The sequence below is a fragment of the Dactylosporangium sp. NBC_01737 genome (genome assembly GCF_035963215.1).
Taxonomy (GTDB): Bacteria; Actinomycetota; Actinomycetes; order Mycobacteriales; family Micromonosporaceae; genus Dactylosporangium.
On record NZ_CP109153.1, the window covers coordinates 9,376,238 to 9,401,992 of the forward strand.

A 25,755-nucleotide genomic window follows, 5' to 3' on the forward strand; every position below is an offset into this window, starting at 1 on the left:
GAATCATTCGTGCCCTGACGGGCTCGCCCGCACGCTCATGGCATGACTGTCGCCGACCACCCGGCCACCTACCGCGAGGTGTTCGCGGAGCGGTCCTTCCGCGCCCTGTTCGCCGCCCGGACCCTGGCCATCGGCGCCATGTCGCTGCAGATCTTCGCGCTGTCGGTGCTGGTGTACGCGGGCACCGGCTCGCCGCTGCTGAGCGCCCTCGCGTTCGGTGCCGGCTTCCTGCCGCAGGTCGTCGGCGGGCTGCTGCTGGGCTCGCTGACCGACCGGCTGCGGCCCCGGCCGCTCATCGCGGCCGGTTACGCCGTGGAGGCGCTGCTCGCCGCCGCGCTCGGGCTGCTCGACCTGCCGGTTGCGGTCAGCCTCACGCTCGTCGCCGTGATCGCCTGCGGTACCCCGGTCTTCGCCGGCTCGGCCGCCCGGGTCATCGCCGAACGGCTGACCGGCGACGCCTACGTGCTCGGCCGGTCCGTGTCGAACATGTCCTCGTCCGCGGCGCAACTGCTCGGGCTCGCCGGCGGTGGCGTCGCGGTGGCCGCTGTCGGGCCGCGCACGGCGCTGCTGTTCGCCGCGGGCTGCCACGTGGCCGCGGCCGTCGTCGTCCGCTTCGGCCTGCCGGCCACAGCGCGTTCGCCCGTGCTGTCACAGGAGCCGAGGCCGGACCGCGCTGGGGCGGTCCGCGACAGCTGGAGCGGCGCGGTCGCGCTGCTGTCCGACCGCGCCATCCGGCCGCTGCTGCTGGCGCAGTGGCTGCCGTCGGCGTTCGTCGCCGGCGCCGAGGCACTGTTCGTCGCCTACGGTGCCGGCCGGGGCTTCCCCGCCGGGACCGGTGCCGTGCTGATGGCCGCACCGGCGGTCGGCATGCTGCTGGGCAACTTCGTCGCCGGCCGGTTCATGCGGCCGTCGCTGCGGGAGCGGTCCTCCCCGGCGTTCCTGCTGGTGCTCGGCACGCCGCTGCTCGTGCTGCCGGCCGCGCCGCCGCTGCCGGTCCTCGTGGGCCTGCTGGTCGTGGCCGGCACCGGCTTCGCGTTCGGGCTGGGCCTGCAGCGCGCCTTCCTCGCGGCCGCCCCGGAGGACCGCCGCGGGCAGCTCTTCGCCCTGTTCTCCACCGGCATGATGGCGTTGCAGGGCATCGGGCCCCTGGTGCTGGGCGCGGTGGCCGAGCTGACCTCGCCGGCGCTCGCCATCGCGGTGGCGGGTGCGGCCACGGTCCTGGTGGCGCCGTCGCTGCGCCGCCTGCGCTCAGGCTGACCGTGCCGCCTTCTGCCGCTCGCGCATCTGCTTGTACTGCTCGCGGGCCTCCGGGCTCCAGCCCTGGATGGCACCTTCCACCGTGGCCGGCCCGAAGATCTGGAAGAAGAAGTTGCCCATCCGGTCCTTCTTCACCTTGGGCTGCCGTGCACCGGAACGCTTGAACATGAGGCCACATCCCTGCGGTAGAAACAATTGGTGTACCAATTATTGGTGTACCATGAGTATTACACGACCGCCGACCTGCTGAGGAGCCATGAGCGACGTGACCCATCCCGCACCCGTGGACGGCCGCGATCCCCTGGCGCTGGACCAGCAGGTGTGTTTCGCCCTCGCCGTGGCCTCGCGCAACGTCATCGCGCTCTACCGGCCCCTGCTGGAGCCGATGGGCCTGACCCACCCGCAATACCTGGTGATGCTCGCGCTGTGGCAATACGCGCCGCTGTCGGTCAAGGACCTCAGCAGGCTCCTGCAGCTCGACCCCGGCACGCTGTCGCCGCTGCTCAAGCGCCTGGAGGCCGCCGGGCTCGTCCGGCGCGGCCGGTCACCGCAGGACGAGCGGGCCCTCGCCGTCACGCTCACCGGGACCGGTCAGGCGCTGCGGGCCGAGGCGGAGAAGATCCCGGCCGCCGTCGTCGCCCGGCTCGGCATGCCCCTGGAGGAGCTGCTGCAGCTGCACGCCGCCCTGACCAGGGTCATCGCGGTGACGCAGGAGATCCAGCCGGACGATCACGGCAGCGCCGGGTAGGCGTTGGCCAGCAGCTGCCGGAACGACTCGGGGAACCATTCGCCGGCCGGCGGTGCGGCCGGCAGGGCACCGGTCGGGTTGTAGCCGTTGCGGATGCCGCCGGCGTAGGTCGGGTCGCACATCGGCTGCATCGTCCGGCTTTCGGTGTCGGGGCGCAGCGGGTCGCTGGAGCCGTCGGACTCGCCCGGCGGCTTCATCCACACGTAGGCGTCGATTCCGGCGGCCGGGTTCGCCCTCGGCCGCTCCCCCAGCCCGGCGCCGGCCTGGTTGCACCAGTTCATGATGTGCAGCCGGCGGTCGACACGGGACTGGTCGACGAACACGTTCAGGTCCACCGACGTGCTCGCCAGCGCCGGCCGGGCCGGGCCGCCCCAGCCGTTGCGGGACGTGTCGATCAGCATCCCCGTCCCCGTGGGGAACCCCTCGGCGATCAGCCGCGTGCGCAGCGCCTTCGCGAAGGACAGTTCGTCCACGAACGTGTTCCAGTCGACCCACCGCGAATTGCGCACCGGCTGCCCGTTCACGATCGTGGTCGCGTCGAAGTGCGGCTCGTCCAGCGTGGAGTAGTCGGCAAGGTTCGTGATGAACCCGTCGACGCTCGCGAACCCCGCGGCCGTGCCCCGGGCGACGTCGGCGAACAGGTCCGCGGCCGCCTCGAACGTGCTCTCCCAGCCGATCCACCCGTGATGGGCGGCGGACAGGTAGGTGTACACGTTGGAGAACGGGTGCAGCTTGTCCAGCGCGTACCGCAGCGCCTGCTGGTACACCCCGGTCGTGGCCGCCTCGGTGCACTGGTAGGTGTAGGTGCTCAGGACCAGGTTCGGCACCGCGTTGCCCTCGACGACCGTGACGATCCGCAGCCTGCCGTACCTGGGGTCGCCGACGATGGCGGCGATCGGGTCGACGAACTCCGTCCGGTAGCGGGCCAGCTCGCCGAGCGCGAAGTCGCCGGTGGAGAACGGCCGCTCGCAGTCGCGCCCCGGCAGGTCGTTCAGCACCAGCTGCACGTAGCCGGCGCCCTGCGCGAGGGCCGCGTCCAGGTGCGCCCGCAGGCCCATCCGCCCGGCGGTGCCCTGGATGTCCGCGACCCGGTCCAGCCAGATCCCGGTCGGGTTGTCCGACACCCGCGTGCCGCCCGGGACGCTGTCGGCGTCCGCCTTCCACTCCGGGTTCACGTAACCTTTCGCTCCCGTGTACGGATTGTCCACATGGGAGTCCGGGTCGCTCAAGGGTCCGGTGCACGCCTGCCCGTTGAGGGTGAACGTCGCCGGCGCCGGGTTGCTGCCGGTCCACGTGCCGATGACCCCGAGCCACACCGAGCCGCCCGCGCCGATCTGCGCGTTCCAGGCCGCGTTGCCCACGGTGACGTGCCGCCCGTCCTGCCGCACGACACCGTTCCAGGCCTGGTCGACCCGCTGGTTGGGGTAGTCCCATTCGAGGGTCCAGCCGTTGATCGCCGGCCCGTGGGCGGTGATCTGGAGGTCCGCGGTGAACCCGCCGGGCCACTGCCGCGCCGTGTACGCGACCGTGCACCCGCCGGTCGCCGCCCGCGCCGCCCCGCCCGCCGTGACGGCGCCGCCGGCGGTGGCCAGCACCACCGCGAGCGCCGCGAGACCGTGCCGTGCCCACCGTCGCATGCCCGGACTCCTCGCACCTCGACGCCACCCCGACGCGTCATATTGACAAACATCAGGCTCCGTCGGCATGGGCGAGGTCCGGCACGGGCCCTCCGCGGGCCCGCTGATCTGCGCGGACGGCCGTGCCGGGGCGTGAAACTCACATGGTGCTGTGGCCGGCGACCGCTTCCTCCAGCGCCGCCACGGCAGGGGTCGGCCGGTCCCGGAACACCCACCAGCGTGAGGCGGTGTAGGTGAAGACGGCCACGGTGAAGGACGCGGCGAGCCGGGCGACCCGGAAGTCCAGGCCCAGCGCGGCCAGCCCCGAGGACACGCCGACGGTCAGCAGGTAGTCGCCGCACGCGACCAGCGCGTAGCGCAACACCTGCGGGCCGACGGGCGCATGTGAACGGAAGTTGACGGTGCGGTTGAGCACGAAGTTGAGCCCGAACGCGGTGAGGTACGCGACCGACACCGCGACCGGCAGCGGCAGCCTGGTCGTGTGCCGCAGCAGCACCAGCAGCGCCAGGTCCACGGACAGGGTGAACGCGCCGAGGATCGCGAAGCCGACGAGGTCACGGGGCAGGAACCGGCGCAGCCGCGGCGGCAGCCGGTCCACCCAGCCGGTCAGCAGGTCCCCGGCACGCTCCGCCGATCGCGTCGACCCCATGCGGCAGATCCTGCCGTACCGGCCCGGCGCCGCCGCATCCGCACCCCCGCCCCCGTCCTACCCGGCGGGCCGGGCGCAGGCGAGCCGCGCGGCGGTGACGGCGCTGTGGAACGACACCTCGCTCAGCAGGCCGGGCGCGGCGACCATGTCACCTGCCAGGTACACGTCGCCGCCGCGGTCGACGGCCTGCCTGTCCCGCCACGTCTGCCCCGGCAGGTCCAGCGCGCCGGAACGGCGGTTGGCGACGCCGTCGCGCCGCCAGGTGGTCCGCTCCCGCCAGCCGGGCAGGGCAAGGTCGGCCAGGGTCTCCAGCCGCGCCAGCCCGGCGGCCTTGCCTTCGCCGTCGCGCAGCGGCAGCTGTGCCTGGACCAGCGACTCCCCCGGCGGCGCCAGGGTCGGATCGGGCAGCGTGTACCGCTCCAGCCAGCCCGCCTGGTCCAGGTCCGACACGACGAAGGCGTCCCGACGGTCGGCGCGCACGGCGAGGTCCAGCAGCACCGTCCGGCCGCTCTGCACGCCGGTCGGCGACACGTCCCCGAGCAGGCGGGCCGCCGCCTCGAGGGTCGTCGCCACGATGACCGGCGGTGCGGGCAGTTCGGTGACGCGGGCGCCCGTCTCGACGGCGACGCCCAGACTCCTGGCGTGGGCGGCGAGCCGGTCGACGAGACCGTTCCAGCCGCCGGTGAGGTACCGCGCCGGCGGACTCGGCGCGAAGACCCGCAGCAGCCGCGGCCAGACGAACGCGGCCGACAGCCGGCCCGGCGCGGCGTCGAAGGTCGCCACGCCCATGAGGTTCGACGCGGCCACCGCCGCCGCCTCGCCGTGCCGGTCGCGGATCCAGGTGTGGAAGTCGGCGTCGACCGGGCGCGGCGCCCGCGGTACGCCAGCACCCGCAGCAACGCCGCCGGCGGGTGCGCCGCAGCCGGTCGCCGTGCCGGAACCGGAACCCGGCCAGCCCCGACAGCGGCACGCCGGACGACGGCCCGAGCAGGTCACGGTCGGCGAGCCAGCGCCACCACGGTCCGTCGCGGTAGAGCACGTGCGGCCCGTCGTGGGCGACGTGCGGCGGTGCCGTGGCGCGGGCGCGGCCGCCGAGCGTGTGGTGCGCCTCCAGCAGCCGGACCCGCGCTCCGGCCTCGGCGCAGGTGACGGCGGCGACCAGACCGGCGAACCCGCCGCCGACAATGGTGATGCGTCTCTGCATGACCGGGTGACGACGTAGGCCACAATCGTGTGACATGGACGATGGCGAGGAGCACCGCCGCTACCTGTTCGCGGTCGCCTACCGCCTGCTGGGCAGCGCCGCGGACGCCGAGGACGCCGTGCAGGAGGCGCTCCTGCGGCGGCTCACCGCCGCGCCCGCCGACCTGGAGCAGCCCCGGGCCTGGCTCACCACCGTCACCTCGCGGATCTGCCTGGACCTGCTCGGCTCGGCCCGTGCCCGCCGCGAGACCTACCCCGGCACCTGGCTGCCCGAGCCTCTCGTCGGGTACGACGACTCGGACCTCGGCGACGCCACCGCGATGCGGGAGTCGGTGCGCACCGCGGTCCTGCTGGTCCTGGAGACCCTCAGCCCCGCCGAGCGGGTCGCGTTCGTGCTGCACGACGTGTTCGGCATGGACTTCGACCGGCTCGCCGCCGTGGTCGGCCGCACCCCGCCGGCGTGCCGGCAGCTCGCGTCGCGGGCGCGCCGCCGCGTCCGCGCGGAGGCGCCCGCGCGCACGCCGGTCTCCGCCGACGAGCACCGGCGGGTCACCGCCGCGTTCCTCAAGGCCACCGCGGACGGTGACGTCGCCGACCTCGTCAGCCTCCTCGATCCGCGGGTCGTGCTGCGCTCCGACGGCGGCGGCGAGGTCCTGGCGGCCCGCAAGCCGGTCCACGGCCCGGAGCGGGTCCTGACGCTGCTGTCCGGCCTCGGCCGCCGGTACGCCGGGGCGCGGGCCCGCCCGGTGCGGCTGGCCGGGGGCGCCGGCTTCGCCCTGGAGCTCGGCGCGGCGCTGATCGGGGTGCTCGGCGTCGAGGTCGCCGGTGGCCGGGTCGTCGAGCTGAACCTGGTGGTCAACCCGGCCAAACTGCGACGGCCGGCGTAGCCGGGCTCAGCTGTCCCGCTCCGCGATCCAGCGGAACCGGTCCTGGGTGTTCTGGTTGGCGTCGAAGTGGATCGCCTCGCCCTCGCGGAAGTACTCCGTGGCCTTGAGCTGGCCGTGCTGGTCGCGGAACTCGGCGCGGGTGTCCGTGCCCCAGTACACCTGGAACGCGCGGAACCCGGTGTCCAGCGCACGCAGGAAGCCGATGGTGCAGCTGTACTGGGTGATCGTGCCGACGGCACCGTTGCCGATCAGCCATGGCGAGATGCCGGAGAACACGGGTTGCTGCATCGTGAACCCGACCGTGGACTCGTTGAAGGTGGTGCCCCAGAACTGGCGCTCGCCGTTGCCGTCGTTGAAGTGGTGCAGCTCCCGCATGGTGCCGACGAAGGTGCCCTGGTGGGTGCGGATCGTCCAGCTGGACTTGGCAGCGTTGTCGACGGGCAGCGTGAACGGTGACGAGGAGGCGGTGGCCTTCCAGAGGAACGGCCCGTTCTTGGAGTAGCCGGTGCCGTTCCAGATGTACTGGTAGAACTCCCCACCAGGCCCGCCCGCGTCGCTGAAGTTGTACCGGGTCCGGTAGATCTGGAACTCGTTGAGGTTCACGTCGGCGAGGCGGGCGAAGTTGAGTCCGTTGGTGGAGCTGAAGTCCCCGAACGCGAGCAGCGGATCGCCGAAAGCGTTCGCGATGAGTCCGCCGTCGACCTGGAACGCGCTGTACGGGTGGCTGTTGTGCAATCGTTCGTGGAAGTCGATATGCGTGGTGAACCCGTTGGCCATCAACGGCCACGAGACCGCCGCGGACGCGGTCGCGGGTTCCGTGCCGAGCATCATCGTGGCGCCGAGGCCGGCCGCCGTCGCGGCGCCGGCCTTGATCAGGCCGCGCCGGGAGATCGCAGTGTTGGTCATACCGGCGACGCTAGGGACCGGCGGCAGTGGTCACTGTGTATTCGTTCACGGTGTGACGTCCGACGCGCGGATCGCGAGCATGGCGAGGCGGACCCGGTTGGGGCTGCCGGTCTTCGTCATCAGGCTGGTCACGTGCGTCTTGACGGTGGTGATGCCGAGGTGCAGCTGGTCGGCGATCTCCTGGTTGGTCAGCCCGGCCGCGACGAGGCGCAGCACGTCGCGCTCCCGCGGGGTGATGCTCGGCAGCGCGGTCTTCGGCTCCGCCTCCCGGGCGCGGACCGCCCGGTCGACCAGGCGGCGCAGCACGCCCGGGCTGAACGGGCTGTCGCCGTCGGCGGCCCGGTGGATGCCGGCGAGCAGCTCGGCGGGTGCGGCGTCCTTGACGAGGAAGCCGCAGGCGCCGGCGGCGAGGGCCGGGTACAGGTGGTCGTCGTCGTCGAACGTGGTGACGACCACGACCCGGCAGGCGGGGTGCGCGGCCCGGATCCGCGCGGTCGCGGTGGTGCCGTCCATGCCGGGCATCCGCAGGTCCATCATCACCACGTCGGGGTGCAGCTCACCGGCGAGTCGGACGGCGTCGCGGCCGTTGTCGGCCTCGGCGACCACCTCGATGTCCACATCGGACTCGCACAGCATCCGCAGCCCGGCCCGCACGAGTTGCTGGTCGTCGACGAGCAGCACCCGGATCATGCCGGCCGCCCGGTCAGGTCGCGGTCGGCGGTCGTCGCCGGCGGTGGCAGCGCCGCCCGCATCCGCCAGCCCCCGGTCGTGGTCGGCCCGGCCTCGAAGGTGCCGCCGATGACGTCGACGCGTTCCCGCATGCCGATGATGCCGTGCCCGGTGCCTGGCGGGCTCTTGTGATCGGCGCCGTTGCCGTCGTCGGTGACCTCGCACTCCAGCACCGGTCCCCGCATCGTCACGCTCACCCTGGCATGGGCGTCGGGGCCGGCGTGGCGGGCCACGTTGGTGAGGCCCTCCTGGACGAGCCGCAGCACCGCCAGGCTCCGGATCGCGTCCAATGTGGACACCGCCGGGTCGACGGCGGTCTCGACGGTGACGCCGCCGCCGCGGGCGCGGTCGACGGCCGCGGCGATCCCGGCCGGCAGCGCGGCGGGTTCGATCGACATGACGGCCGCGTCCCCGACCGGCGCGTGCGGGTCGCGCAGCAGGATCAGCAGCCGGCGCAGATCGGCGAGGGCGGCGCTGCCGGTGGCGTGCACGTCGTCCAGGACCGCGCCGGTGCGGGGATCCCCGCCGGCGATCACGTGCCGGGCGACGCCGACCCGCAGCACGATCGAGGCGACGTGGTGGGCGAGCACGTCGTGCAGCTCCCGGGCGATCGCGGTGCGCTCGTCGGCGCGGGCGGCCCGGGTGTCGGCGTGCCGGCGCTCCCGCGCCGCGGCCCGCTCCTCGGCCTGCCGGGCGATCTGCCGGGCCGAGCGGATGTTCGCGCCGAACAGGACCGGCACGCCGACCATGATGACGATGTTGTAGAGCACGCCGACCGTCTCGCCGGGCAGCAGCCGCCAGTCGTCGGCCAGGTGCACCACGCACAGGGCGGCGACCGCGGTGCCGAGGCGGCGGCCCGGCACCCGCAGCGCCAGCTCGAGCACCGCCCAGCTGGCGCCGACCACGGGCACGACCGGCTCCACCGGCGAGGTGACGTCCGCGACGGCCACGACCGCCGCGAGTGCCAGGGCGCCGGCGAACGGCCACCGGACGCAGCCGACGGTCAGCAGCAGCGCCGCCGCGTCGGTCGCCCACGTGACCCAGGTGCGCGGCTCGGCCGGGTCGCGCAGCAGCACGACATACCCGAGGCCGCACAGTGCCAGCAGGGCGAGGCGCTGGACGGCGTACCGCTCGTCGAACAGACGGGTGAGCACCGCCTCACCATAGGGCCTGCGGCTCATCGGTGGCCGGGCGTCCGCAGCACCGTCACGGCACCCGCGCACGCCGCCGCGGCCAGCAGCCCGAGCGCGGCCCAGGTCGCCGGGTCGGGCAGCAGCGGCTGCCCGCGCAGCGCCTGCCAGGTGAGCAGCACGACCAGCCCGACGTACGCCGCCGCCCCCACCAGCACCAGGCGCCCCGGCGGACCTGGTCGAGCCCGGCCCGGGAGCCGGCGACGGCGGCCAGGAGCATCGCGAGCAGCGGCAGCGCCTGCAGCCCGTGCATGCCGACGAAGTGCGCGATGCGCAGGTCGCCGCCGGTCAGGCTCCAGCCGGTGAGCGGCATGCCCGGTCCCCCGTCGGGCACGCCGACGCTGTGCGCCCCGACGACCGTCTCGACGTCGGCCGCCCGCTGCTCCGGCGTGGGCCTGAGCATCAGCAGCCCGACCGCCATCCCGCCGAGGGCGACGAGCACGCCGAGGCGGACTGCCCACCGGCTGGCCGGGTCCCCGATCGGGGCGAAGAACAGCACCACGGCCAGGACCAGGGTCGCGACCCACAGCACGCCGATGGTGATGCCCATCCACATCCACAGCGTGTCGTCGAGGTCGGTCGCCACGTTGTAGTGGCTCAGGTGCCCCCTGGCGGCCTGGAACGCGATGATGCCGACCTCGGCGGCACCGGCCACGGCGACCGCGGTGCCGGCGGCCTCGGCGATGCGGCGCCCGCGCGTGACCAGCGTCAGCATCCACGCGAGGGTCATCGCGTACACGGCGAACGAGATACCGAACTTCAGCGGCTTGAGCCACACCGACACGCCGAGCAGCCGGCGGTCGTCCACCAGCAGGCCGGTGACACAGACCAGGACGAGCAGCGCCATGACGGCCGCGAGCATCAGCAGCGGCCGATGCCAGCGCAACACGGGACGGAAAGTCATCATGCCGTCGACGATGCCGACCGCCGCGGACCGGCACCTCCTGCCCGGCGCCGCACCTGCGGCCGGTGGATGGTGGTGCGCCTCCGACCAAAGGAGGACCCCCGGGTCGTGCAAGGATGCGAAGGTGGCCGAGTATCCGCAGCTGCTGCACACGGTCCTGGACACCACCGACGCCCGCGGGCTCGCCGAGTTCTACCGGCAGCTGCTGGGCCTGCGGTACCGCCCGGGCGACGAACCCCCGGCCGGCGGCCCTGACGACGGCGCCGACTGGCTCGTGCTCGTCGACGCCGGCGGCACCCGGAAGCTGGCGTTCCAGCAGGTCGACCGCCTGGAGCCCACCACGTGGCCGGAGCACGACGTGCCGATGCAGCTGCACCTGGACTTCACCGTCTCCAGCGTCGAGGAGCTGCAACGGCAGCGGCAGCGCGCCGAGGCACTCGGGGCGCGGCTGGCCCTGGACCGGACCGCCGACCACGACGAGCCGCTCTACGTCTTCCGCGACCCGTCCGGCCACCCGTTCTGCATCTTCGTCGGCTGATCCGCGTTCACGCGTCGCGTCGCGGCCCAGGCGAGCGCGACTGCCGCGGCGTCCTCCGCCAGTGCGGCCGGGACGCTCAGCGAGCGCCGGGCGGCACCGGCGCGCCAGTGCGCCCCGGCGTAGCTGGCCGCGACCGCGGCGGCCGCCCCGACCAGCGCGGGCAGGACGACCCCGGCGTCGCGCCGCCGGGCGTACCCGCCGCCGACGAGCGCACCGGAGACGATCCGGCCGGCCAGCGGCGCCGGCTTCAGCCGGCTCGGGGTCCGCGGCAGCTTGTCGGCGCCGAGCTCCCCAGCGCCGCGACACCGGCCACCCCGCGCAGCCAGCCGGACCGCTGCGCGGCGAGTGCGGCCAGTGGTGTCATGCTGCGGGCGCCGGCCGCGGCGCCGAGCATCGCGCTGCGGACGAGGACGTCGGTGGCCATGCCGTCCGGCCTACCCGGCCGGGCCGTCCGGAAACGTGTCCGTGAACGCCGCCCGGTGTCGCCGCGCCCAGCTCCGGAATGTGGCGGGGCACGCCCGAGGACCGTGGACACGTCGCCGGTGAGGACGGCGTTGTGCCCGGCGCGTGCCCGGGCCGTGCCGACGACGGTGGCCTCGACGACCGCCGGGTGCATGCCGAGGCCCAGCAACTGCCCGAACTCGCCGCCGACGCCGGCTGCTACGACCAGTCCCACATGGGCACCACCCCGCACGCGTTCACCCTGCGCCGCTGGCCGCCCGCCGATGCATGCGCTCCGCCCGCCGGCTGACCGCGCCGTCCCGCTCGTGGGGACACAGGACGGCGCTGGTACAGGCTCAGGCGACGGACGCGGGGAACCGTTCCCAGACGCGGTGTGCGCCCATCAGCTCCAGCAGGTCGGGGAAGACGGCGGCCGGGGTGTCGCCCGTGACGACGCCAGGTGAAGCGGCGACGCCGGCGGCGGTCAGGACGGTCGTGCCGTCGCCCCAGGCGCCGATCGCCTTGGCGTGGCGCCAGCACTCCTCGACCAGCAGTTGCACCCGCGGGTCCACGGTGCTCGAGGCGCGGGCGCCGGCCTTCGCGTCGCGGGCAGGGATGGCGTCGGGGGCCGGGACAGGTGCGCCGGCAAGCAGCAGCGCGTCGTACTCGATCGATCGTGCGGTGGCGAACGTCCGCTGGACCGGCATGCCACCGACGACGCCGCCGTGCGGGGCGATCAGCAGCGGCACCATGCCCGCGGCGAAGACCGTCTCGCGCAGGGCGCCGAGGCCGTCGAGGTCGCCGGCCGGGTCCACGACGATGCCGACGGTCCGCCCGTCGGCCGGCCACACCTGCCCGACCTGCGACAGGGCCGGGCTGGGCGTGACGTCGGCGAGCGGCACGGTCGGCTCCGGTGCCGGCAGGCCAAGCCCGGTGGCGACCTGCGCGCACAGCACCGGGTCGATGTTCGCCAGAGACAGCAGCTGCCGTTCCCGGATCGGCTGCTCGTAGCACTTGCCGAGCTCGAAGGTGTAGGCGCGGATGATGTGCTCCCGCTCCACCGGCGACATGCTGAGCCAGAACAGCCGGACCTGGCTGTAGTGGTCGTCGAAGGACGCGGGGCTGGCCCGCACCTTGCTCGCCTCGGCGACCGTCACCGGCACGTCGAGGAACGCCTGCTCGGCGTCACCGGCGACGGACGGGTTGCCCGCGTCGAGGGAGTTCGGCCGGTACGGCGCGACGCCGGCGTGGACCGCCTGCTGGTGGAACCCGTCGCGGAGCATGTCGTTGACGGCGGCGTGCGGGCGATTGATCGGGATCTGCGAGAAGTTCGGCCCCGCGAGGCGGGTGAGCTGCGTGTCCACGTAGGAGAACAGGCGCGCCTGCAGCAGCGGGTCGTTCGTCACGTCGATGCCGGGCGGCAGGTTGCCCAGGTGATAGGCGACCTGTTCGACCTCGGCGAAGAAGTTCGTCGGGTTGCGGTTCAGCGTCATCCTCCCGATCGCCTGCACCGGCGCGAGCTCCTCGGGCACGATCTTCGTCGGGTCGAGCAGGTCGATGCCCTCGAACGTCTCCTCCGGGGTGTCGGGGAACACCTGGATGCCCAGATCCCACACCGGGTGCGCGCCGGCTTCGATTGCGTCGTACAGGTCGCGGCGGTGGAAGTCCGGGTCCATGCCGCTGAGCATCTGCGCCTCCTCCCAGAACAGGGAGTGCACGCCGAGCTTGGGCTTCCAGTGGAACTTCGCCAGGACCGTCTCCCCCGCCTCGTTGACCAGGCGGAAGGTGTGGACGCCGAAGCCCTCCATCATCCGGAACGAGCGCGGGATGCCCCGGTCGGACATGTTCCACATCGTGTGGTGCTGCGCTTCGGTGTGCAGCGACACGAAGTCCCAGAACGTGTCGTGGGCGCTCTGTGCCTGCGGGATCTCCCGGTCCGGGTGCGGCTTGCCCGCGTGGATGATGTCAGGGAACTTGATCCCGTCCTGGATGAAGAAGACCGGCATGTTGTTGCCGACGAGGTCGAAGGTGCCCTCGTCGGTGTAGAACTTCGTCGCGAAGCCGCGCGTGTCGCGGACCGTGTCGGCCGACCCGCGCGAGCCCAGGACGGTGGAGAACCGGACGAAGACGTCGGTCTGCTTGCCCTTGCGCAGGAAACCGGCTCGGGTCACGCCGTCAGCGGTGCCGTACCCCTCGAACACGCCGTGCGCGCCGGCGCCGCGGGCGTGCACGACCCGCTCCGGGATGCGCTCGTGGTCGAAGTGCGTGATCTTCTCGCGGAGGTGGTGGTCCTGCAGCAGTGTCGGCCCGCGCGGCCCGGCCTTCAGCGAGTGGTCGGTGTCGCGGAGCCTGGCGCCCTGCGACGTCGTGAGGTATGCGCCCTGCTGTCCGATCTCGGCGGCGGGCCGGCCGGTCTTCGCGCCGGTCGGGGTCCGCGTCTGCGGGCCGGCCTGCTCCTGTTTGGCCGGCAACGGGTCGTGCGGGGCGGTCGGCTCCTCGACGGTCGGCGTGGCGCTGCCCGGCTTCCCGGGGACATCTGGGGTCAGCAGATCGACCACCTTCTCGGCGGCGGATTCCACGGCGTTCTTGATGGCCTTGCCGGGCTTGCTGCTGCCCATCTGACGGCACCTCCATGAAGTGGGAACATGCAGGTCTCCCGCAGTACCCGGGGGCAGGTCAGGCAAACAGGCTCCCGCACGTGCAGGTCCTCAGAGGCGCGGCGGCCCGCCACGGTGTGGCGCGGGCGGCGGTGTGCTCAAGGCGCGCCGTTGTGCGGGACCGCGCCGACCGTTCGGCGGTCCCGCGGTCAGGCGCAGTCGCGGCAGATCTGCATCCCGGAACGGTCCGCGAGCCGGCTTCGATGGTGGACAAGGAAGCACCGGCCGCACCGGAACTCGTCGCCGCGCATCGGGACGACCGGGACGGAGAGCTCCTCGTCGACGAAGTCGAGGCCGGATGAGTCGACGGCTTCGGCGGTGTCGTCGACGTCGGCGGTCTTGCCGGTGCTGCGCCGGATCGTGAGCGCGTCCAGGTCGTCGTCGGTGTCGTCGGTCGGGGTCTGCCGTGGCGCGTCGTAGTCGACGGCCATCACGCGCCGGTCCCTGATCGGTTGTGACGCATGTCTGCTCCTTCGCTGCGCGGCCGTGCACGGGCTGCCGGGTCCGGGGCAAGACTTCGACAAGGCGTCAACGAGGACTGTACTCCTCGTAGCCGATCGTGCCAGCGCTCACGCCGGCGCCTGCCGGGACTACGTCCTGCGGGCCGGACACGTGCGGGGCTGCCCAGTTCTCCGTGCAGCCACATCCGGGTCATCGAACGGAGCGGTCCAGGTTCACCGCGTGCTCGCCGCCCGTCCTCGTGGGAGGCTGCTGCTCGTCGCGGCGCTGCTGCGTGTGGCGCAGGACCTCACTGGTGCTGGCGGCGACCGCGTCGACCTGCTCGGCCAGGACCGGGTGACGGCCGAGGTGCTGCCGGACGGCGGCGAGGAGCGCGGGCAGTGCGGTCGCGTCGGGGTCGGCGAGCGCGCGGTGCAGCCGGTCCAGGTCGGCGGTGGCGGCGACGGGCGCGTCCTGCAGCCCCGCGACCTGGCCGGCGAGGCGGCGCAGGTCCGCGGTGTTGGCGGTGGCCCACCGGGCGACGGCCCGGACGCCCGCGCGGTGGTCCCGCTCGGCGCGGACCCGGTCCTCGCGGGTGCCGCCGCTGCTGGGCCCCGCGATCGACGCGGCCTGGAGATAACGCCGCTCCGCGGCCTGCCGGCTGGCCACGCCCAGTGCGGGCGCGAGCGCCTGCCAGCTGACACCGGCCCGCCGGGCGGCCGCGATGAGCTCCGGCTCGGTCGCGGCGAGCTGCTCCTGCACCCACCGGAGCACTGCCAGTGCCTCGAGGACAGCGCCCGCGTCGACGGGCTCCGCGTCGTCGGCGCACTGGTCGGCCACCGCCGTGATCGCTGCCACGGCGGCGATGAGCGCGTCCGCTTCGGCCATGTTCGGCAACCCTTCCCATCATCGCGTCAACTTTTCGTTGACACCGAGCTTGTCATCGGAACGATGACGTGTTACAACCAATGTATCGCGCATTGACCGACCAGTCGAGACCCAGGAGGTGGCACCAATGTTGATGCGCAGCGAACCCTTCACCGAGGTCAACCGGCTCGCCCAGCAGTTGTTCGGCGCCCCGTCGACCGGCACGTGGTCCCGGCCGACGACCATGCCGGCGGACGCCTACCGAAACGGCGACGAGTTCGTGATCGTGTTCGACCTGCCCGGCGTGGACAAGGACGCGATCGACATCGACATCGAGCGCAACGTGCTGACGGTCCGCGCCGAGCGGCGCCCGGTCGACCTCGGCGAGCAGGCCCAGGCGACCTTGACCGAGCGGCCACTCGGCGTCTTCTCCCGGCAGATGTTCCTCGGCGACGCCCTGGACACCGACCGCATCGACGCGACGTACCACAACGGTGTGCTCGCCCTGCGGATCCCGATCGCCGAGAAGGCGAAGCCTCGCAAGATCACGGTCGGCGGTCACGCCGAGCAGGAGCACAAGATCCTCGACAGCTGATCCGGAGCGCCACACCGCAGGACAAGGTGGTGAGCTGCGATGCACACAGGGCTCTCCCCAGAGTGGGACCGCAGGTTCGACGAGGCGTTCACCGACCTCGTCACGCATGACGACGACCTCACCCGCGCGGAGTTCACCGGGCTGATCCGAGCATCATGGCCGGCCCGGCCGGCACCGGACCCACGGCTCCCCGGCGCGGGTCCGGCAGGATCGGCCCGGGACCACCGGTGATCCCACCGCGTCCGGCGGTCGGCGGCGCCCAGCCGCCGGCCGCCGTGGCGCATGCCGCCGTCCGGGTGGCCTCACCGGCCCCCGGTGGCGGAGTCGCCGGCAGGCGCTGGCTCCGCAACCCTTGAAGGACGTGAAAGCCGCGCCGTCGCCCGGCCAGCTGCCACTGGCCTCCGCCCGCCCGGGTGCGCGGGCCTGTCCGGGTTGCCCGCCGTGAGACTTTGCCGGAGAGGGGGAAGGGGTCCCCGGGTGGTGTCCACCCGGGGACCGTCTTACCTTGACCGCGGTGGCATGGGTATGGATGGCCGTTCGCGGGTAACCACACGGCATGGCTGCACGCAGACAGAGCACGAATGAACTGGACGCCGAGGACCGCAACGCCTTGTCCGGCAAGTCGTTTGCGTTTCCGCGGCTGCGCAAGGAACCGCTCAACGACGCCTCGCACGTGCGCAACGCGATCGCGCGGTTCGACCAGGTCCAGGACGCGACCGACGCGGAGCGCGACGAGGCGTTCCGGCGCATCAAGCGGGCCGCAAAGCGTCACGGCGTGGACATGACCGAGACCCGCTGGCAGGAACTGGGCAAGCCGTCGGCGAAGAAGGGCAAGTCCGGAACCGCGACGAAGGCCAAGTCCGGCACCGCGACGAAGGCCAAGCCGGGCACCGCGACGAAGGCCAAGCCCCGCGCGGAGCGTTCCCGGGACGAGTTGTACGCCGAAGCGAAGCGCCGCAACATCAAGGGCCGTTCGGCCATGACCAAGGCGGACCTGGTCCGCGCACTGCAAGGCAAGTGATCTGACCGACGCGTTCCACATCACCCCGGTACACGACGTGTGCCGGGGTGATGTGCGGGGTGACGCGAACCTGGCACTGGTCGACTCCGGCCGCGGCGAGAAGTGTGGAAGGAGCACCACGCACCCCGCCGAACGAGGAGATGACGCCATGACCTGGCAGTTCACACCGAAGCGACGCACGCCGGTCTGCGGGACCGTGCCCACCACCGACCCCACCGACGCGGTGATCCGCCTGCGCAGGGTGGAGTTCCGGCTCGAAGTGCTCGCCGCGGCGCTGCGGACCCTGACGGAGGCCGACGCCGGCACGCCGGCGCAGCGGCAGCGGGCGCGCGACGCCGCGGCGATGCTCGACAGCGCGTGCCTGTGACACCGCCGCGGGACCGCGCCGCACTAGGGAGGCATCCCGGTGACGACGACATCCGTGCCGGCGACCGCCGTCGTCGTCGGCGTCGACGGGTCATCCGACGGCAGGCGCGCCGTGCAGTGGGCCGCGGCGGACGCCGCACGCCGGCGTCGGCCGCTGCACCTGTTGCACGGGCACGAGTGGCCGACGATCACGTACCCGATGGCCGGGATGGCGCTGCCCGTCATCTACGAGACCGAGACCCGGGAGAGCCCGGCACGGATCCTTGCCGACGCGGTGTTGCAGGCCCGCGACGTGGACGCCGAGCTGCAGATCAGCACCGAGGCGACCGCTGAGCTGTGCGTGCCCGCGCTGCTGGAGGCGTCTCGGCACGCGTCGCTGGTCGTGGTCGGCAACCGTGGCCTCGGCGGCTTCACCGCGCTGCTGGTCGGCTCCACCGGCGTCGAGCTCGCCTCCCACGCCACCTGCCCGGTGGTGATCGTCCGCCACGCCGAACACCCGGACGGCGGCAACACCGGCCGGGTCGTCATCGGCGTCGACGGCTCCCACGGCGCGCACGAGGCCCTCGGCGTCGCGTTCGAGCAGGCCGCGTTCCGCGGTTGCGGGCTGACCGCGATCCACGCGTACCACCGGCCGCCGGCCGGCGCCGATCCCGGCACGATCCGTCACGGCGAGCGGCTGATGCTCGCCGAGTCGCTCGCCGGGTGGCGGGAGAAGTACCCGCAGGTCGACGTCCGGCTCGACGCCGCACCCGGCCGGGCCGGCGGCGTGCTCACCGACGCGTCGGCCGGCGCGCAACTGCTGGTCGTCGGCGCACGCGGCCGGGGAGGGTTCGTCGGGCTGCTGCTCGGCTCGGTCAGCCAGGCCGTCGTCCATCACGCCTGCTGCCCCGTCGCGGTCGTGCGTCACCCCGATCGGTGAACCGCCGGCAGGGCCGTGGGAATCCGCCGGGCGAATGACGGCGCGTGTTCCGGGCGCAGGCCTACCCCGATGAGGTACGCGGGCACGAAGGACAGCCGCGGGAACCGGCGCAGCAGCGCCAGTATCGGCCTGGGCGGGCCGATCCGCCGCCCGGCGAGCGTCCGCGCGATCAGGCCCCGGTGCATGAGGCGTTGCAGGGTCTGCACGGCGACGGTCGGCAGGAGCCGGCGGGCGCGGACCGCCGCCAGGTCGGCCGGGGTCACGGTGCCGCGGCGCATCGGCCCGGCGAGCAGGGTCGCGGCGGCGACGGCGTCCTGCACGGCGAGGTTGATGCCGACACCACCGACCGGCGACATCGCGTGCGCCGCGTCGCCGATGCACAGCAGGCCGTCGGTGTGCCAGCGGCGGAGCCGGTTCAGCCGCACGTCGAGGTGCTTCACGTCGTCCATCGAGGTGAGGGTGTCCACGCGGTCCGCCAGCTCGGGCATGAGCGCGGCCACGTCCCGCCGGAAGTGTTCGATCCCGGCCGCCCGCAGCCCCGGGTCGCCGCCCTTCGCGGCGAGATACGCGATCTGCAGGTAGCCGACGCGTGGAATGACCACCGCGAGCCGGCCCGGCCCGCCGCGTGGCGTCAGCGCGCCGGAGTCCCGCGGTGAGCGCGGCAGGCGGAACCACCAGACGTCCATCGGCACCGGGAACTCCCGCGGCTGCATCCCGTCCCCGGCGTGGGCGACCGACCAACGGCCGTCGCAGGCGACCGTCAGCGTCGCCCGCAGCTGTCCGAGGGTGCCGTCCTGGGTGCGGTACCGCACGCCCTGCACCTGTCCGGCGGCGCGGATCAAGCCGGTCACCTCGGTGTTCATCCGCAGCGTGAAGGACGGTTCCTGCTGCGCCGCCTCGGCGAGCAGGTCGAGCAGGTCCCATTGCGGCACCATCGCGATGTACGGGTGCGCCTCCCGCAGCCGGCCGAAGTCGGCCAGGACCACGCTGCGGTCGCCGTCGACGGGCCAGTCGACCCGGTGCAACCGGGTCTGCGGAAGCTCGGCGAACCGGCGGCCGAGACCCAGCTCGTCCAGCAGCCGCTGGGTGGACGGGTGCACGGTGTCCCCGCGGAAGTCGCGCAGGAAGTCGCCGTGTTTCTCCAGCACGGTCACCGGTACGCCGGCGCGCGCCAGCAACAGCCCGAGCGTCATACCTGCCGGGCCACCTCCGATGATCACGCAGTTCGGGTCGGCCATGCGCACCGCCTACCCGCCGGGCGCCGATCCATGCCGGCCTCACCCTCGGTGGTGATCCTGGCGGACCGGCCCGGGTGGTGTTCCTGCGCCGGCCCGGAATCGGCCGCCGCAGCTGCGAGATTGGCGGGCGGAGGATCGCGCGGGGAGGGGTTTGCCGGTGTACGACGGTCAGGTGCGGCGGCACCGGGCGCCGCGCAGATTCGGCCGGCTGGGCCGGGCCATGGCGGGCGCGGCGTTCCTCGCCGCGGGCGGGCTGAGCGTCTGGCTGCTCGTCCAGTCCGTCGCCGCGCTGAATGACGCCGGATCGGCGGACCGCCCGGCGACCACGTCGTCGGAGGCGGCGACGGGCGTCGATGCGGCCGCGAGGGCCACGGCGGGCGCGGCGGACCGGGCCGTCTTTCCCGAGGTGCGCGGGCTCAAATGCGGTCAGGCGTTGCAGCGGCTGCGGCTGCTGGGCTTCGACCAGGTGACGCTGGTGTCGGTGGACATGAAGATCGTCGACATCGCCGCCCCGAACCAGTGGTCCGTCGCCGCCGAGGCCGCCCTGCCGTACAAGGCCGGTGACGTGGTCGCCCTGAGCGCCCTGATCACGGTGCGCTGCCAGTGGGACGGCGCGGGCCTGGTGACCCCGCCCGCGGAGCCCCGCGCGGGCCGGCCGGGCGCGTAGGCCGCCACGTGCTCGGCCGGTGTGCACGCGGCGGTCAGCCGCCGCGCAGGGTGCTCTCGATCAGGTCGTGGCCGAGGTCGTACCGGATGCCGTCCGGGTTGGTGAGACCGGAGTCGGCGTACCACGACGGGTCGGCCTCCGGGTGGGGGCCGACCAGGCCGACCCGCCCGGCGCCGTAGCCGGTGATGACGGCCGCGACGCCGCCGGTGTCGTACCTGGCCAGGACGGTGGCCGCCGCACCGGCGCGCGGGCGGAACAGCGCACCGTCCTGGAAGTACATGTGCCGCCGCCGCCCGCGCCAGTCGACGCCGATGACGGTGTCGTCGGCGTCGCGGACGCGGGCCTCGGCGCTGTAGATGTACCCCTCGACGCCGACCCCGTCCAGCAGGCCGAAGCCGGGGTCGGGGCCGGCGAGGTAGGCGCCCAGGCAGAACCCGAGGTAGTGCCCTCCGTTGTGGACGAAGGTGCGGACGTCGTCGGCGTACCCGCGCACGCGGCGCCACGCCTGGCGTACGTCGCCGCCGCCGGGCTGCGCGTACACGGCGGCCCCGGCGAGGGCGGCGGCCGAGACCTTGAGGTTCTCGCCGGGGCCACAGAACTCGGTGCGGAACCCGCCGGGGGTGCCGCGCAGCAGCGCCGCCACCGCCTCCGAGCAGCCTGCGCAGGCCGCCGGGCCCCGGTAGACGAGGGCGAGGGGCCGGTCGTCCCCGGACAGCACGGCGTAGCCGACGCCGGCCATGCCGCCGAGCGCGGCGAGGACGCCGGCGGCGCCCGCGCCGAGCAGCACCCGCCGCCGGTTCACGGGCCGCCGCCCTGCCCGCCGGTGCCGGTTCACGGGCCGCTGCCCTGCCCGGCGCCGCTGCCCTGCCCGGTCCCGGTGCTCTCCCCGGTGCCGCCGCCGTCCCCGATGTCGGGCCGCGCCCGGCGCTGGGCGATGCGGCGACGGCTGCCGTCCGGCCGGTGCGGGCGCCGGGGCGCCGGTGGCCGCACCGGCACGACCTCGCCCTGCACGACGTCGCCCTGCACGACCTCGCCGTGCAGCACCGGGCGCGTCGCCACGGAACGCGGCACCGCCTGACGCAGCGCGGCCGGCGCGGGCGCGTCCGCCTGGGCCGGGACGCGCGACGCGGCCCACCGGCGGGCGCGGGTGGCGAGCGCGGTGACCGCCGCCTCCAGCGGACCGCGGCCGACCGTGCCCCGCACCGCAAGGGCGATCAGCACCGCACCGATGACCTGGACGAGGCAGCCGCCGGCGGCGCTATACGTGTCGAACTCGGAGTTGATGAACAGGATGTGCGCGGAGTAGAACGTCAGGGTCATGCTCCCGGCCGCAGCGAGCGGCACCAGCACGACCGTGCACAGTGGACCCAGCACCCGGTGCCGGACGTGACCGGCGAGCAGCAGCAGACCCAGCACCGCGACCGCGCAACCGGCCGCGCCCAGGATGTCGAACGGCGTGCCGGTGTGCGGGGCGTCGATCGCCAGCCACCACCACGTCGACGTCGGCGTGTTGCCGTCGCCGCCGAACCTGAGCAGCTCCGTCGTCTCGGCCTCCGTCAGTCCACTGCCCGGCTGCGCGGCCCAGATGTGTCCCAGCCCGCCGAAGCGGTACAGCAGCAGCGCCGAGATCGCGTTCGCCCAGACGGCCAGCGCCGTCCCGCCGGCCAGCAGCACTGCGGCGACCCGCACCTTCGTCAGGTCCAGCCGGCCGATGACGATGCCGGCGGAGATGTACGCCAGCCACGTCGGCGACGGATAGAAGCCGGTCAGCGTCAACTCGGTGAGCATCCCGGCCGGGTCCTCGACGAGCCGCCCGAACGTCGGGTTGCCCAGGACCGGATCCGGCAGCCGTGGCAGCAGCACGTGGTCGGCCACCGGCCCGGCCGTCGCCAGCAGCACGCCGATCGCCGCGACGACCCAGGTCCGCAGGAACACCAGCGGGATCGCCAGCAGGAACACCACCGCGAAGTACGGCAGGATCACCGCGTCCAGGACGGTGTCGGCGCTGCACAGCAGGAACCCGATCACGCCGATGGCCAGGGCCCGCACCGCGATCATCGCGGCCACCGGGCGGAGGTCGGCGGCGGGGACCTGGCGACGGCCGGTCGCGAACGCGATGCTGACCCCGGAGAGCAACGCGAACGCGGCCGCGGCCCGCCCGCTGAACACCAGCGCCGACCAGGTCGGGTTGCCGGCGGCGTCGGCCTCGTACAGCGCGTGCAGGCTGATCATGCCGAGCAGCGACACGCCCCGGGCCGCGTCGACCCCGGCCAGCCGTGCCCGTTTCGGCGGTGCCGCGGCCGGCGCCGTGCCGTCACCGGGGTGTGCGGGCGCGGCGCCCAGCGCGAGCTGTGTCATGCGGTCATCACCGCATCCACCAGGTCGAGACCCAGGTCGACGCCGAGCCGGTCGACGCGCAGCCCGGCGTCGGCGTACCAGTCGCCGGTCGCCTCCGGGTGCGGGCCGACGACCCCGACGCGGCCCTGCCCGAAGCCGACGACCAGCGCGGCGACCTTGCCGTTGGGATACGTGGCGACGACGGTCGCGTCCGCGCTGGGCCGCACCCAGAAGTACGGGCCGTCCTGGAAGAACAGCGTCCGGGTGCTGCCCCGCCACGCGACCTCGACGAGGGTGTCGTCCGCCGAGGCGACGGTGGCCGCGGCGGAGGCGATGTACTGGTCGGTGTCCCCCGGCAGCAGGCCGAAGCCGGGGGTGGCGCCGGCGAGGTACCCGCCGAGGCAGAACCCGAGGTACCTGCCGCCGGCGTGGACGAACTCGCGGATCGCGGTGCGGTGCCGGCGCAGGTGCTGGTAGCCGTGGGAGAGCAGGCCGCCGCCGGGTTGGGCGTACACGGCCGCGCCGGTGAGGGCGAGCGTGGAGACCTGCGTGTTCTCGCCGGGGCCGACGTAGCGCACGTCAAAGCCCCAGCGGCTGGCGCGCAGCAGGGCGGCCACCGCCTCGGGGCAGCCGGGCGAGGACGCCGGTCCCCGGTACACCAGCGCGACGAGAGGCTCGGCGTCCTCCCAGCCGGGCAGGGTCGACGGCACCTGGGACGCCGCCGCGGTCATGCGGTCGGCGCCCGGCAGCCGGGATGCGGTCACCGCGACCCCCGTGGTGGCGGGTTGTCCAGTGTGAGGGCGGTGCACCGCACGCCACCGCCGCCCTTGGCGAGCTGGGTGGTGTCGAGTTCGACGACGCGCAGGCCGCGGTCGCGCAGCGCGGCGGCGAGCTTCGGCGCGCCGCGGGTCATGGTGACGGTTCGGCCGTCGCTGATCAGGTTGAGCGCGAGCCGGGTCGCCTCGTCCAGTCCGACCTCGATGAGTTCCAGTCCGAGCCCGTGCAGGCGCCTGAGGCTGGGTTCGTCCAGGGCTTGCGGGCAGTAGGCGAGGGTGTACGGGGGTTCCACGACGGCGATCGCCAGGTCGAGGTCGTACCAGCGGGGGCCGACGGTGCGCAGCGGCACCACGTCGTAGCCGAGCTCCTCGGCGAGGACGCGGTGCATGCGCTGGTCGGTGCGCTGCCCGTAGCCGGCGAACAGCAGGTCGCCGCAGGCGAGGGCGTCGCCCTGGCCGCTGAACGGGTAGGGCGCCTCGAGGACGTCGAAGCCGCGGTCGACCAGCCACTCCTGGAAGTACGAGATCTCGGCCTTGCGTTCCGGCGGCGGGAAGCCCAGCACGGCCCGGTCGCCGCGGACCACCGCGGCGTTCGCGGTGAAGACCATGTCCGGGCACTCCGGGGCGGAGGCCACGTGCTCGACGCGGCGCCCGGCCGCGAGGTGCGCCGCGACGATCGCCGCGTGCTCGGCCGTCGCTGCCGCTGCGTCGGGCTGCAGCTCGGTGTGCATGTAGGGGTTGATCTCGTAGTCGATGCGGAAGTGCGCGGTGTCGGATACCAGCAGTTCGGTGTTCACCGGGTGGTGCGCTCCTTGTTGTGTGGTGGAACTCTGACGGACAGACGGGAGAGGTCAGGCGGCGATCGCCGTCTTGCTCTGGCGGGTGGTGATGCCCTGCGCGGGGATGCCCCGCCATCGGCTGCCGGGCGTGAGGTGCTCGCCCTTCATCAGCAGCGACAGCGAGCCGAGCGACACGTCGTCGCCGACGACCGCGTCGTACAGCACGACCGCCCGGGTGCCGATGGTGGCGCCGGCGCCGACGGTGACGACGGACATCTTCATCACCCGGTCCTCGAACAGGTGGGTCTGCAGCGACACCTCGGCACCGACCGCGGCGTCGTCGCCGATCTCGACCAGGTCGAACTCGGTGAGGTACGTGGTGCCGATCCAGGTGCGCCGGCCGATGCGGGCACCGAACCAGCGCAGCACCGGCGGCAGGAACGGCGTGCCGACGAGCATCCCGACGCCGGCCGGGATCGCGGCGGCCTCGTACATGCCGGTGACGAACTCGGTGCGCCGCACGAACGTGCTCCACAGCGGCTCGACCCGCGGCCGGTAGGTGCCGATGATGCTGCGTTTGGTCGCCGCGCAGCACCCGATGACCGCGGCGCACGCCGCCATGACGACCAGCGGTGAGGCCAGCGCCGGCACCGGCAGGTCCCGGCCGCGGGCGAGCGTGGACAGCACCCACAGGTACAGGTAGACGCTCATGCCGAGCAGCGAGGCGGGCGCGGTCGCCCGGGCGAACTCGACCGCGAGGCGGTGCGCGACCAGCTTGCGTGGCGGCCGGAACGTCTGCTCCTCGCTGAACGTACCGCTGCTCTGCCGCAGCGGCAGGTGCATCGCCGGCGACCCGAGCCACGACGTGCCCTCGGGAACGTGGTCGTCCGGCGGCAGGGTCTGCACGCCGACGAGGCTGCCGGCGCCCAGGGTCGTGCCGGCGGGCACGAACGCGGCGTTGCCGACGAACGCCCGGTGCCCGACCTTGGTCGGCAGCAACGCCATCCGGCCGTTGGCGAACGTGGCGGCGCCGACGCTGGCCATGTCGGCGACGAAGCTGTCCGGGTCCAGGGTCAGCAGGTCCGGGTCCAGGTGCGCGGCGGTGGAGACCTCGGCGCCGCGGCCGACGCGCGCGCCGAGCAGCCGCAGCCACGGCACGGTGTACAGCGTCGAGTACAGCGAGTTGGTGAACAGCAGGCTGAACTCCAGGAGCTTGTCCGTGATCCATTTGCGGATGCCGAGGCCCGAGCGGGCCGGGTGGATGCCGACGGGCGCGTGCCGCAGCACGGCGCGTTTGCCGAGCGCCACCACCACGCAGGTGGTCAGTACGTACAGCGGCCCGGCGGGTACCGTCGCGGCCAGGCCGGCCAGCAGCCCCCACTGCAGCAGCGCCCACCACACGAGGACCACGCTGGGCACGATCGTCGCGATGGCGCACAGTTCCAGGCCGACGACGCCGGCCACGGCGGCGGCCAGATGCTTCGGGTGCCAGCCCCGGCCGAGGCCGCGGCCCGTCGAGCCGAGCATGACCTCGACGGTCGGGCCGAGCGCGGCGACCGGCGCCGCCGGAGCCGGCCCAGCGCGCGCCCGGCGGCACCGCCTCACCCTGGGTGAGCACGGACTGCTCGCCGAGGGCGGCGCCCGCCCCGACCCTCGAGCCCGGTTCGAGCACGACGTTCGCGCCCACGAACGCGTGCCGCGCGACCGTGATCGGTTCGACCACGACCCAGCCGTCCTCGACCCGCCACGGCCGCATCGACACGCCGTAGCCGACGGTGGCGTCGGCGCCGATGTCGACGAGCGTGGGCAGGCTGATCGAGCTGGTCGCGATGGTGGTGCGCGCGCCGGTGCGGGCGCCGAGCAGCCGCAGGTATCCGGCCATGAGCGGCGAGCCGCTGAGCACGGCCATCGGCCCGATCGCCAGCACCAGGTCCAGGGTCCAGAGCCGCACGTAGGTCGGGCTCCATAACCGGTACCGGCCGGGCTTGATGCCGGCGGCGACGGGC

At 73.7% G+C, this 25,755-nt stretch carries 29 protein-coding genes and 1 pseudogene; 11 read left to right on the top strand and 19 right to left on the bottom strand.

What is annotated here, in order from left to right; all coding sequences use genetic code 11:
- Positions 1 to 42 precede the first annotated feature (42 nt).
- Positions 43 to 1,257 (top strand): MFS transporter, encoded by a 1,215-nt coding sequence (locus tag OHA72_RS42800; protein WP_327001817.1) that lies wholly within the window; start codon positions 43 to 45, stop codon positions 1,255 to 1,257.
- Here OHA72_RS42800 and OHA72_RS42805 read toward each other — a convergent pair.
- A complete protein-coding gene (locus OHA72_RS42805; protein WP_327001818.1) occupies positions 1,249 to 1,425 on the bottom strand; it encodes a hypothetical protein in 177 nt (58 codons plus the stop codon). The two genes, OHA72_RS42800 and OHA72_RS42805, sit on opposite strands and share 9 nt — an antisense overlap.
- An 88-nt stretch (positions 1,426 to 1,513) precedes the next feature.
- Between OHA72_RS42805 and OHA72_RS42810 the strand changes: the two genes are divergently transcribed.
- Positions 1,514 to 2,005, top strand: coding sequence for a MarR family winged helix-turn-helix transcriptional regulator (locus OHA72_RS42810; protein ID WP_327001819.1), 492 nt, complete (start codon positions 1,514 to 1,516; stop codon positions 2,003 to 2,005).
- Here the strand turns inward: OHA72_RS42810 and OHA72_RS42815 are convergent.
- The 4 genes and pseudogenes from OHA72_RS42815 to OHA72_RS42830 form a co-directional block, all read right to left on the bottom strand.
- On the bottom strand, positions 1,987 to 3,642 hold the full coding sequence (locus tag OHA72_RS42815; RefSeq protein ID WP_327001820.1) for a glycoside hydrolase family 6 protein: 1,656 nt from the start codon (positions 3,640 to 3,642) through the stop codon (positions 1,987 to 1,989). The genes OHA72_RS42810 and OHA72_RS42815 overlap by 19 nt on opposite strands.
- 139 nt (positions 3,643 to 3,781) lie before the next feature.
- The gene (locus tag OHA72_RS42820; RefSeq protein ID WP_327001821.1) at positions 3,782 to 4,291 is read right to left on the bottom strand and encodes a GtrA family protein; all 510 of its coding nucleotides are present in this window, start codon (positions 4,289 to 4,291) and stop codon (positions 3,782 to 3,784) included.
- A gap of 57 nt (positions 4,292 to 4,348) precedes the next feature.
- On the bottom strand, positions 4,349 to 5,098 hold the full coding sequence (locus OHA72_RS42825; RefSeq protein ID WP_327001822.1) for an FAD-dependent oxidoreductase: 750 nt from the start codon (positions 5,096 to 5,098) through the stop codon (positions 4,349 to 4,351).
- Positions 5,099 to 5,354: 256 nt separating this feature from the next.
- Positions 5,355 to 5,531 (bottom strand): annotated as a pseudogene (locus OHA72_RS42830) (NAD(P)-binding protein); the annotation flags it as partial.
- On the opposite strand from OHA72_RS42830, the gene sigJ reads away from it, so the two are divergent.
- The gene (sigJ, locus tag OHA72_RS42835; protein WP_327001823.1) at positions 5,530 to 6,381 is read left to right on the top strand and encodes an RNA polymerase sigma factor SigJ; all 852 of its coding nucleotides are present in this window, start codon (positions 5,530 to 5,532) and stop codon (positions 6,379 to 6,381) included. The pseudogene OHA72_RS42830 and the gene sigJ overlap by 2 nt on opposite strands.
- A 6-nt stretch (positions 6,382 to 6,387) precedes the next feature.
- Here the strand turns inward: sigJ and OHA72_RS42840 are convergent, their stop codons facing one another.
- Genes OHA72_RS42840 through OHA72_RS42855 form a run of 4 tightly spaced genes read right to left on the bottom strand, consistent with a single transcriptional unit; the run spans position 6,388 to position 10,113 of the window.
- The gene (locus OHA72_RS42840) at positions 6,388 to 7,287 is read right to left on the bottom strand and encodes a hypothetical protein (RefSeq protein WP_327001824.1); all 900 of its coding nucleotides are present in this window, start codon (positions 7,285 to 7,287) and stop codon (positions 6,388 to 6,390) included.
- A 45-nt stretch (positions 7,288 to 7,332) separates the two neighbouring features.
- Positions 7,333 to 7,977, bottom strand: coding sequence for a response regulator (locus OHA72_RS42845; protein WP_327001825.1), 645 nt, complete (start codon positions 7,975 to 7,977; stop codon positions 7,333 to 7,335).
- Positions 7,974 to 9,170 carry a sensor histidine kinase gene (locus OHA72_RS42850; RefSeq protein WP_327001826.1) on the bottom strand — a complete coding sequence of 399 codons (1,197 nt, stop codon included), beginning with the start codon at positions 9,168 to 9,170 and terminating at the stop codon, positions 7,974 to 7,976. Before OHA72_RS42850 ends, OHA72_RS42845 begins: the two co-directional genes overlap by 4 nt.
- A gap of 52 nt (positions 9,171 to 9,222) precedes the next feature.
- Positions 9,223 to 10,113, bottom strand: a complete 891-nt coding sequence (locus OHA72_RS42855; RefSeq protein WP_327001827.1) for a hypothetical protein — start codon at positions 10,111 to 10,113, stop codon at positions 9,223 to 9,225.
- A 121-nt stretch (positions 10,114 to 10,234) separates the two neighbouring features.
- On the opposite strand from OHA72_RS42855, the gene OHA72_RS42860 reads away from it, so the two are divergent.
- Complete coding sequence (locus OHA72_RS42860) at positions 10,235 to 10,648, top strand: VOC family protein (RefSeq protein WP_327001828.1); 414 nt, start codon at positions 10,235 to 10,237, stop codon at positions 10,646 to 10,648.
- A 247-nt stretch (positions 10,649 to 10,895) separates the two neighbouring features.
- Here OHA72_RS42860 and OHA72_RS42865 read toward each other — a convergent pair whose 3' ends face one another.
- The 4 genes from OHA72_RS42865 to OHA72_RS42880 form a co-directional block, all read right to left on the bottom strand.
- The gene (locus OHA72_RS42865; RefSeq protein ID WP_327001829.1) at positions 10,896 to 11,324 is read right to left on the bottom strand and encodes a hypothetical protein; all 429 of its coding nucleotides are present in this window, start codon (positions 11,322 to 11,324) and stop codon (positions 10,896 to 10,898) included.
- Positions 11,325 to 11,445: 121 nt separating this feature from the next.
- On the bottom strand, positions 11,446 to 13,707 hold the full coding sequence (locus OHA72_RS42870) for a catalase (RefSeq protein ID WP_327001830.1): 2,262 nt from the start codon (positions 13,705 to 13,707) through the stop codon (positions 11,446 to 11,448).
- A 188-nt stretch (positions 13,708 to 13,895) separates the two neighbouring features.
- Entirely contained in the window at positions 13,896 to 14,177 is a 282-nt protein-coding gene (locus tag OHA72_RS42875) for a DUF4193 family protein (RefSeq protein ID WP_327011770.1), read from the bottom strand.
- Between the two features lie 220 nt (positions 14,178 to 14,397).
- Complete coding sequence (locus OHA72_RS42880) at positions 14,398 to 15,072, bottom strand: hypothetical protein (protein WP_327001831.1); 675 nt, start codon at positions 15,070 to 15,072, stop codon at positions 14,398 to 14,400.
- A gap of 127 nt (positions 15,073 to 15,199) precedes the next feature.
- Here OHA72_RS42880 and OHA72_RS42885 point away from each other — a divergent pair, with 127 nt between their 5' ends.
- The 5 genes from OHA72_RS42885 (at position 15,200) to OHA72_RS42905 (ending at position 17,952) form a co-directional block, all read left to right on the top strand.
- Positions 15,200 to 15,646, top strand: a complete 447-nt coding sequence (locus tag OHA72_RS42885) for an Hsp20/alpha crystallin family protein (protein WP_327001832.1) — start codon at positions 15,200 to 15,202, stop codon at positions 15,644 to 15,646.
- A gap of 39 nt (positions 15,647 to 15,685) precedes the next feature.
- Positions 15,686 to 15,877, top strand: coding sequence for a hypothetical protein (locus tag OHA72_RS42890; RefSeq protein WP_327001833.1), 192 nt, complete (start codon positions 15,686 to 15,688; stop codon positions 15,875 to 15,877).
- 325 nt (positions 15,878 to 16,202) lie between these two features.
- Complete coding sequence (locus OHA72_RS42895) at positions 16,203 to 16,667, top strand: DUF6582 domain-containing protein (protein WP_327001834.1); 465 nt, start codon at positions 16,203 to 16,205, stop codon at positions 16,665 to 16,667.
- A 148-nt stretch (positions 16,668 to 16,815) separates the two neighbouring features.
- Positions 16,816 to 17,034 (top strand): hypothetical protein, encoded by a 219-nt coding sequence (locus OHA72_RS42900; protein ID WP_327001835.1) that lies wholly within the window; start codon positions 16,816 to 16,818, stop codon positions 17,032 to 17,034.
- A 39-nt stretch (positions 17,035 to 17,073) separates the two neighbouring features.
- Positions 17,074 to 17,952, top strand: a complete 879-nt coding sequence (locus tag OHA72_RS42905; protein WP_327001836.1) for a universal stress protein — start codon at positions 17,074 to 17,076, stop codon at positions 17,950 to 17,952.
- On the opposite strand, the gene OHA72_RS42910 is transcribed toward OHA72_RS42905, so the two are convergent.
- On the bottom strand, positions 17,937 to 19,145 hold the full coding sequence (locus OHA72_RS42910) for an FAD-dependent oxidoreductase (protein WP_327001837.1): 1,209 nt from the start codon (positions 19,143 to 19,145) through the stop codon (positions 17,937 to 17,939). The genes OHA72_RS42905 and OHA72_RS42910 overlap by 16 nt on opposite strands.
- A gap of 202 nt (positions 19,146 to 19,347) precedes the next feature.
- On the opposite strand from OHA72_RS42910, the gene OHA72_RS42915 reads away from it, so the two are divergent.
- The gene (locus OHA72_RS42915) at positions 19,348 to 19,857 is read left to right on the top strand and encodes a hypothetical protein (RefSeq protein WP_327001838.1); all 510 of its coding nucleotides are present in this window, start codon (positions 19,348 to 19,350) and stop codon (positions 19,855 to 19,857) included.
- Between the two features lie 34 nt (positions 19,858 to 19,891).
- Here the strand turns inward: OHA72_RS42915 and OHA72_RS42920 are convergent, their stop codons facing one another.
- Genes OHA72_RS42920 through OHA72_RS42940 form a run of 5 tightly spaced genes read right to left on the bottom strand, consistent with a single transcriptional unit; the run spans position 19,892 to position 25,276 of the window.
- Complete coding sequence (locus OHA72_RS42920; RefSeq protein ID WP_327001839.1) at positions 19,892 to 20,659, bottom strand: BPL-N domain-containing protein; 768 nt, start codon at positions 20,657 to 20,659, stop codon at positions 19,892 to 19,894.
- Between the two features lie 29 nt (positions 20,660 to 20,688).
- Complete coding sequence (locus OHA72_RS42925) at positions 20,689 to 22,215, bottom strand: heparan-alpha-glucosaminide N-acetyltransferase domain-containing protein (RefSeq protein ID WP_327001840.1); 1,527 nt, start codon at positions 22,213 to 22,215, stop codon at positions 20,689 to 20,691.
- The gene (locus tag OHA72_RS42930) at positions 22,212 to 22,958 is read right to left on the bottom strand and encodes a BPL-N domain-containing protein (protein ID WP_327011771.1); all 747 of its coding nucleotides are present in this window, start codon (positions 22,956 to 22,958) and stop codon (positions 22,212 to 22,214) included. The genes OHA72_RS42925 and OHA72_RS42930 overlap by 4 nt, the downstream gene beginning before the upstream one ends.
- Entirely contained in the window at positions 22,955 to 23,767 is an 813-nt protein-coding gene (locus OHA72_RS42935) for a dimethylarginine dimethylaminohydrolase family protein (RefSeq protein ID WP_327001841.1), read from the bottom strand. The genes OHA72_RS42930 and OHA72_RS42935 overlap by 4 nt, the downstream gene beginning before the upstream one ends.
- 54 nt (positions 23,768 to 23,821) lie before the next feature.
- The gene (locus tag OHA72_RS42940; protein ID WP_327001842.1) at positions 23,822 to 25,276 is read right to left on the bottom strand and encodes a hypothetical protein; all 1,455 of its coding nucleotides are present in this window, start codon (positions 25,274 to 25,276) and stop codon (positions 23,822 to 23,824) included.
- 263 nt (positions 25,277 to 25,539) lie between these two features.
- Here OHA72_RS42940 and OHA72_RS42945 point away from each other — a divergent pair, with 263 nt between their 5' ends.
- Positions 25,540 to 25,704: a hypothetical protein gene (locus OHA72_RS42945; RefSeq protein ID WP_327001843.1), complete on the top strand. Its 165-nt coding sequence runs from the start codon at positions 25,540 to 25,542 to the stop codon at positions 25,702 to 25,704.
- Positions 25,705 to 25,755 lie beyond the last annotated feature (51 nt).

Excerpts from the sequence above, each read along its gene's own strand:
- OHA72_RS42800 (WP_327001817.1), top strand. The coding sequence starts at position 43 with ATGACTGTCGCCGACCACCCGGCCACCTACCGCGAGGTGTTCGCGGAG.
- OHA72_RS42805 (WP_327001818.1), bottom strand. The coding sequence starts at position 1,425 with ATGTTCAAGCGTTCCGGTGCACGGCAGCCCAAGGTGAAGAAGGACCGG.
- OHA72_RS42810 (WP_327001819.1), top strand. The coding sequence starts at position 1,514 with ATGAGCGACGTGACCCATCCCGCACCCGTGGACGGCCGCGATCCCCTG.
- OHA72_RS42815 (WP_327001820.1), bottom strand. The coding sequence starts at position 3,642 with ATGCGACGGTGGGCACGGCACGGTCTCGCGGCGCTCGCGGTGGTGCTG.
- OHA72_RS42820 (WP_327001821.1), bottom strand. The coding sequence starts at position 4,291 with ATGGGGTCGACGCGATCGGCGGAGCGTGCCGGGGACCTGCTGACCGGC.
- sigJ (WP_327001823.1), top strand. The coding sequence starts at position 5,530 with ATGGACGATGGCGAGGAGCACCGCCGCTACCTGTTCGCGGTCGCCTAC.
- OHA72_RS42840 (WP_327001824.1), bottom strand. The coding sequence starts at position 7,287 with ATGACCAACACTGCGATCTCCCGGCGCGGCCTGATCAAGGCCGGCGCC.
- OHA72_RS42845 (WP_327001825.1), bottom strand. The coding sequence starts at position 7,977 with ATGATCCGGGTGCTGCTCGTCGACGACCAGCAACTCGTGCGGGCCGGG.
- OHA72_RS42855 (WP_327001827.1), bottom strand. The coding sequence starts at position 10,113 with ATGATGACTTTCCGTCCCGTGTTGCGCTGGCATCGGCCGCTGCTGATG.
- OHA72_RS42870 (WP_327001830.1), bottom strand. The coding sequence starts at position 13,707 with ATGGGCAGCAGCAAGCCCGGCAAGGCCATCAAGAACGCCGTGGAATCC.
- OHA72_RS42875 (WP_327011770.1), bottom strand. The coding sequence starts at position 14,177 with ATGGCCGTCGACTACGACGCGCCACGGCAGACCCCGACCGACGACACC.
- OHA72_RS42880 (WP_327001831.1), bottom strand. The coding sequence starts at position 15,072 with ATGGCCGAAGCGGACGCGCTCATCGCCGCCGTGGCAGCGATCACGGCG.
- OHA72_RS42885 (WP_327001832.1), top strand. The coding sequence starts at position 15,200 with ATGTTGATGCGCAGCGAACCCTTCACCGAGGTCAACCGGCTCGCCCAG.
- OHA72_RS42890 (WP_327001833.1), top strand. The coding sequence starts at position 15,686 with ATGCACACAGGGCTCTCCCCAGAGTGGGACCGCAGGTTCGACGAGGCG.
- OHA72_RS42895 (WP_327001834.1), top strand. The coding sequence starts at position 16,203 with ATGGCTGCACGCAGACAGAGCACGAATGAACTGGACGCCGAGGACCGC.
- OHA72_RS42900 (WP_327001835.1), top strand. The coding sequence starts at position 16,816 with ATGACCTGGCAGTTCACACCGAAGCGACGCACGCCGGTCTGCGGGACC.
- OHA72_RS42910 (WP_327001837.1), bottom strand. The coding sequence starts at position 19,145 with ATGACGCTCGGGCTGTTGCTGGCGCGCGCCGGCGTACCGGTGACCGTG.
- OHA72_RS42925 (WP_327001840.1), bottom strand. The coding sequence starts at position 22,215 with ATGACACAGCTCGCGCTGGGCGCCGCGCCCGCACACCCCGGTGACGGC.
- OHA72_RS42940 (WP_327001842.1), bottom strand. The coding sequence starts at position 25,276 with ATGCTCGGCTCGACGGGCCGCGGCCTCGGCCGGGGCTGGCACCCGAAG.
- OHA72_RS42945 (WP_327001843.1), top strand. The coding sequence starts at position 25,540 with ATGTCGACGAGCGTGGGCAGGCTGATCGAGCTGGTCGCGATGGTGGTG.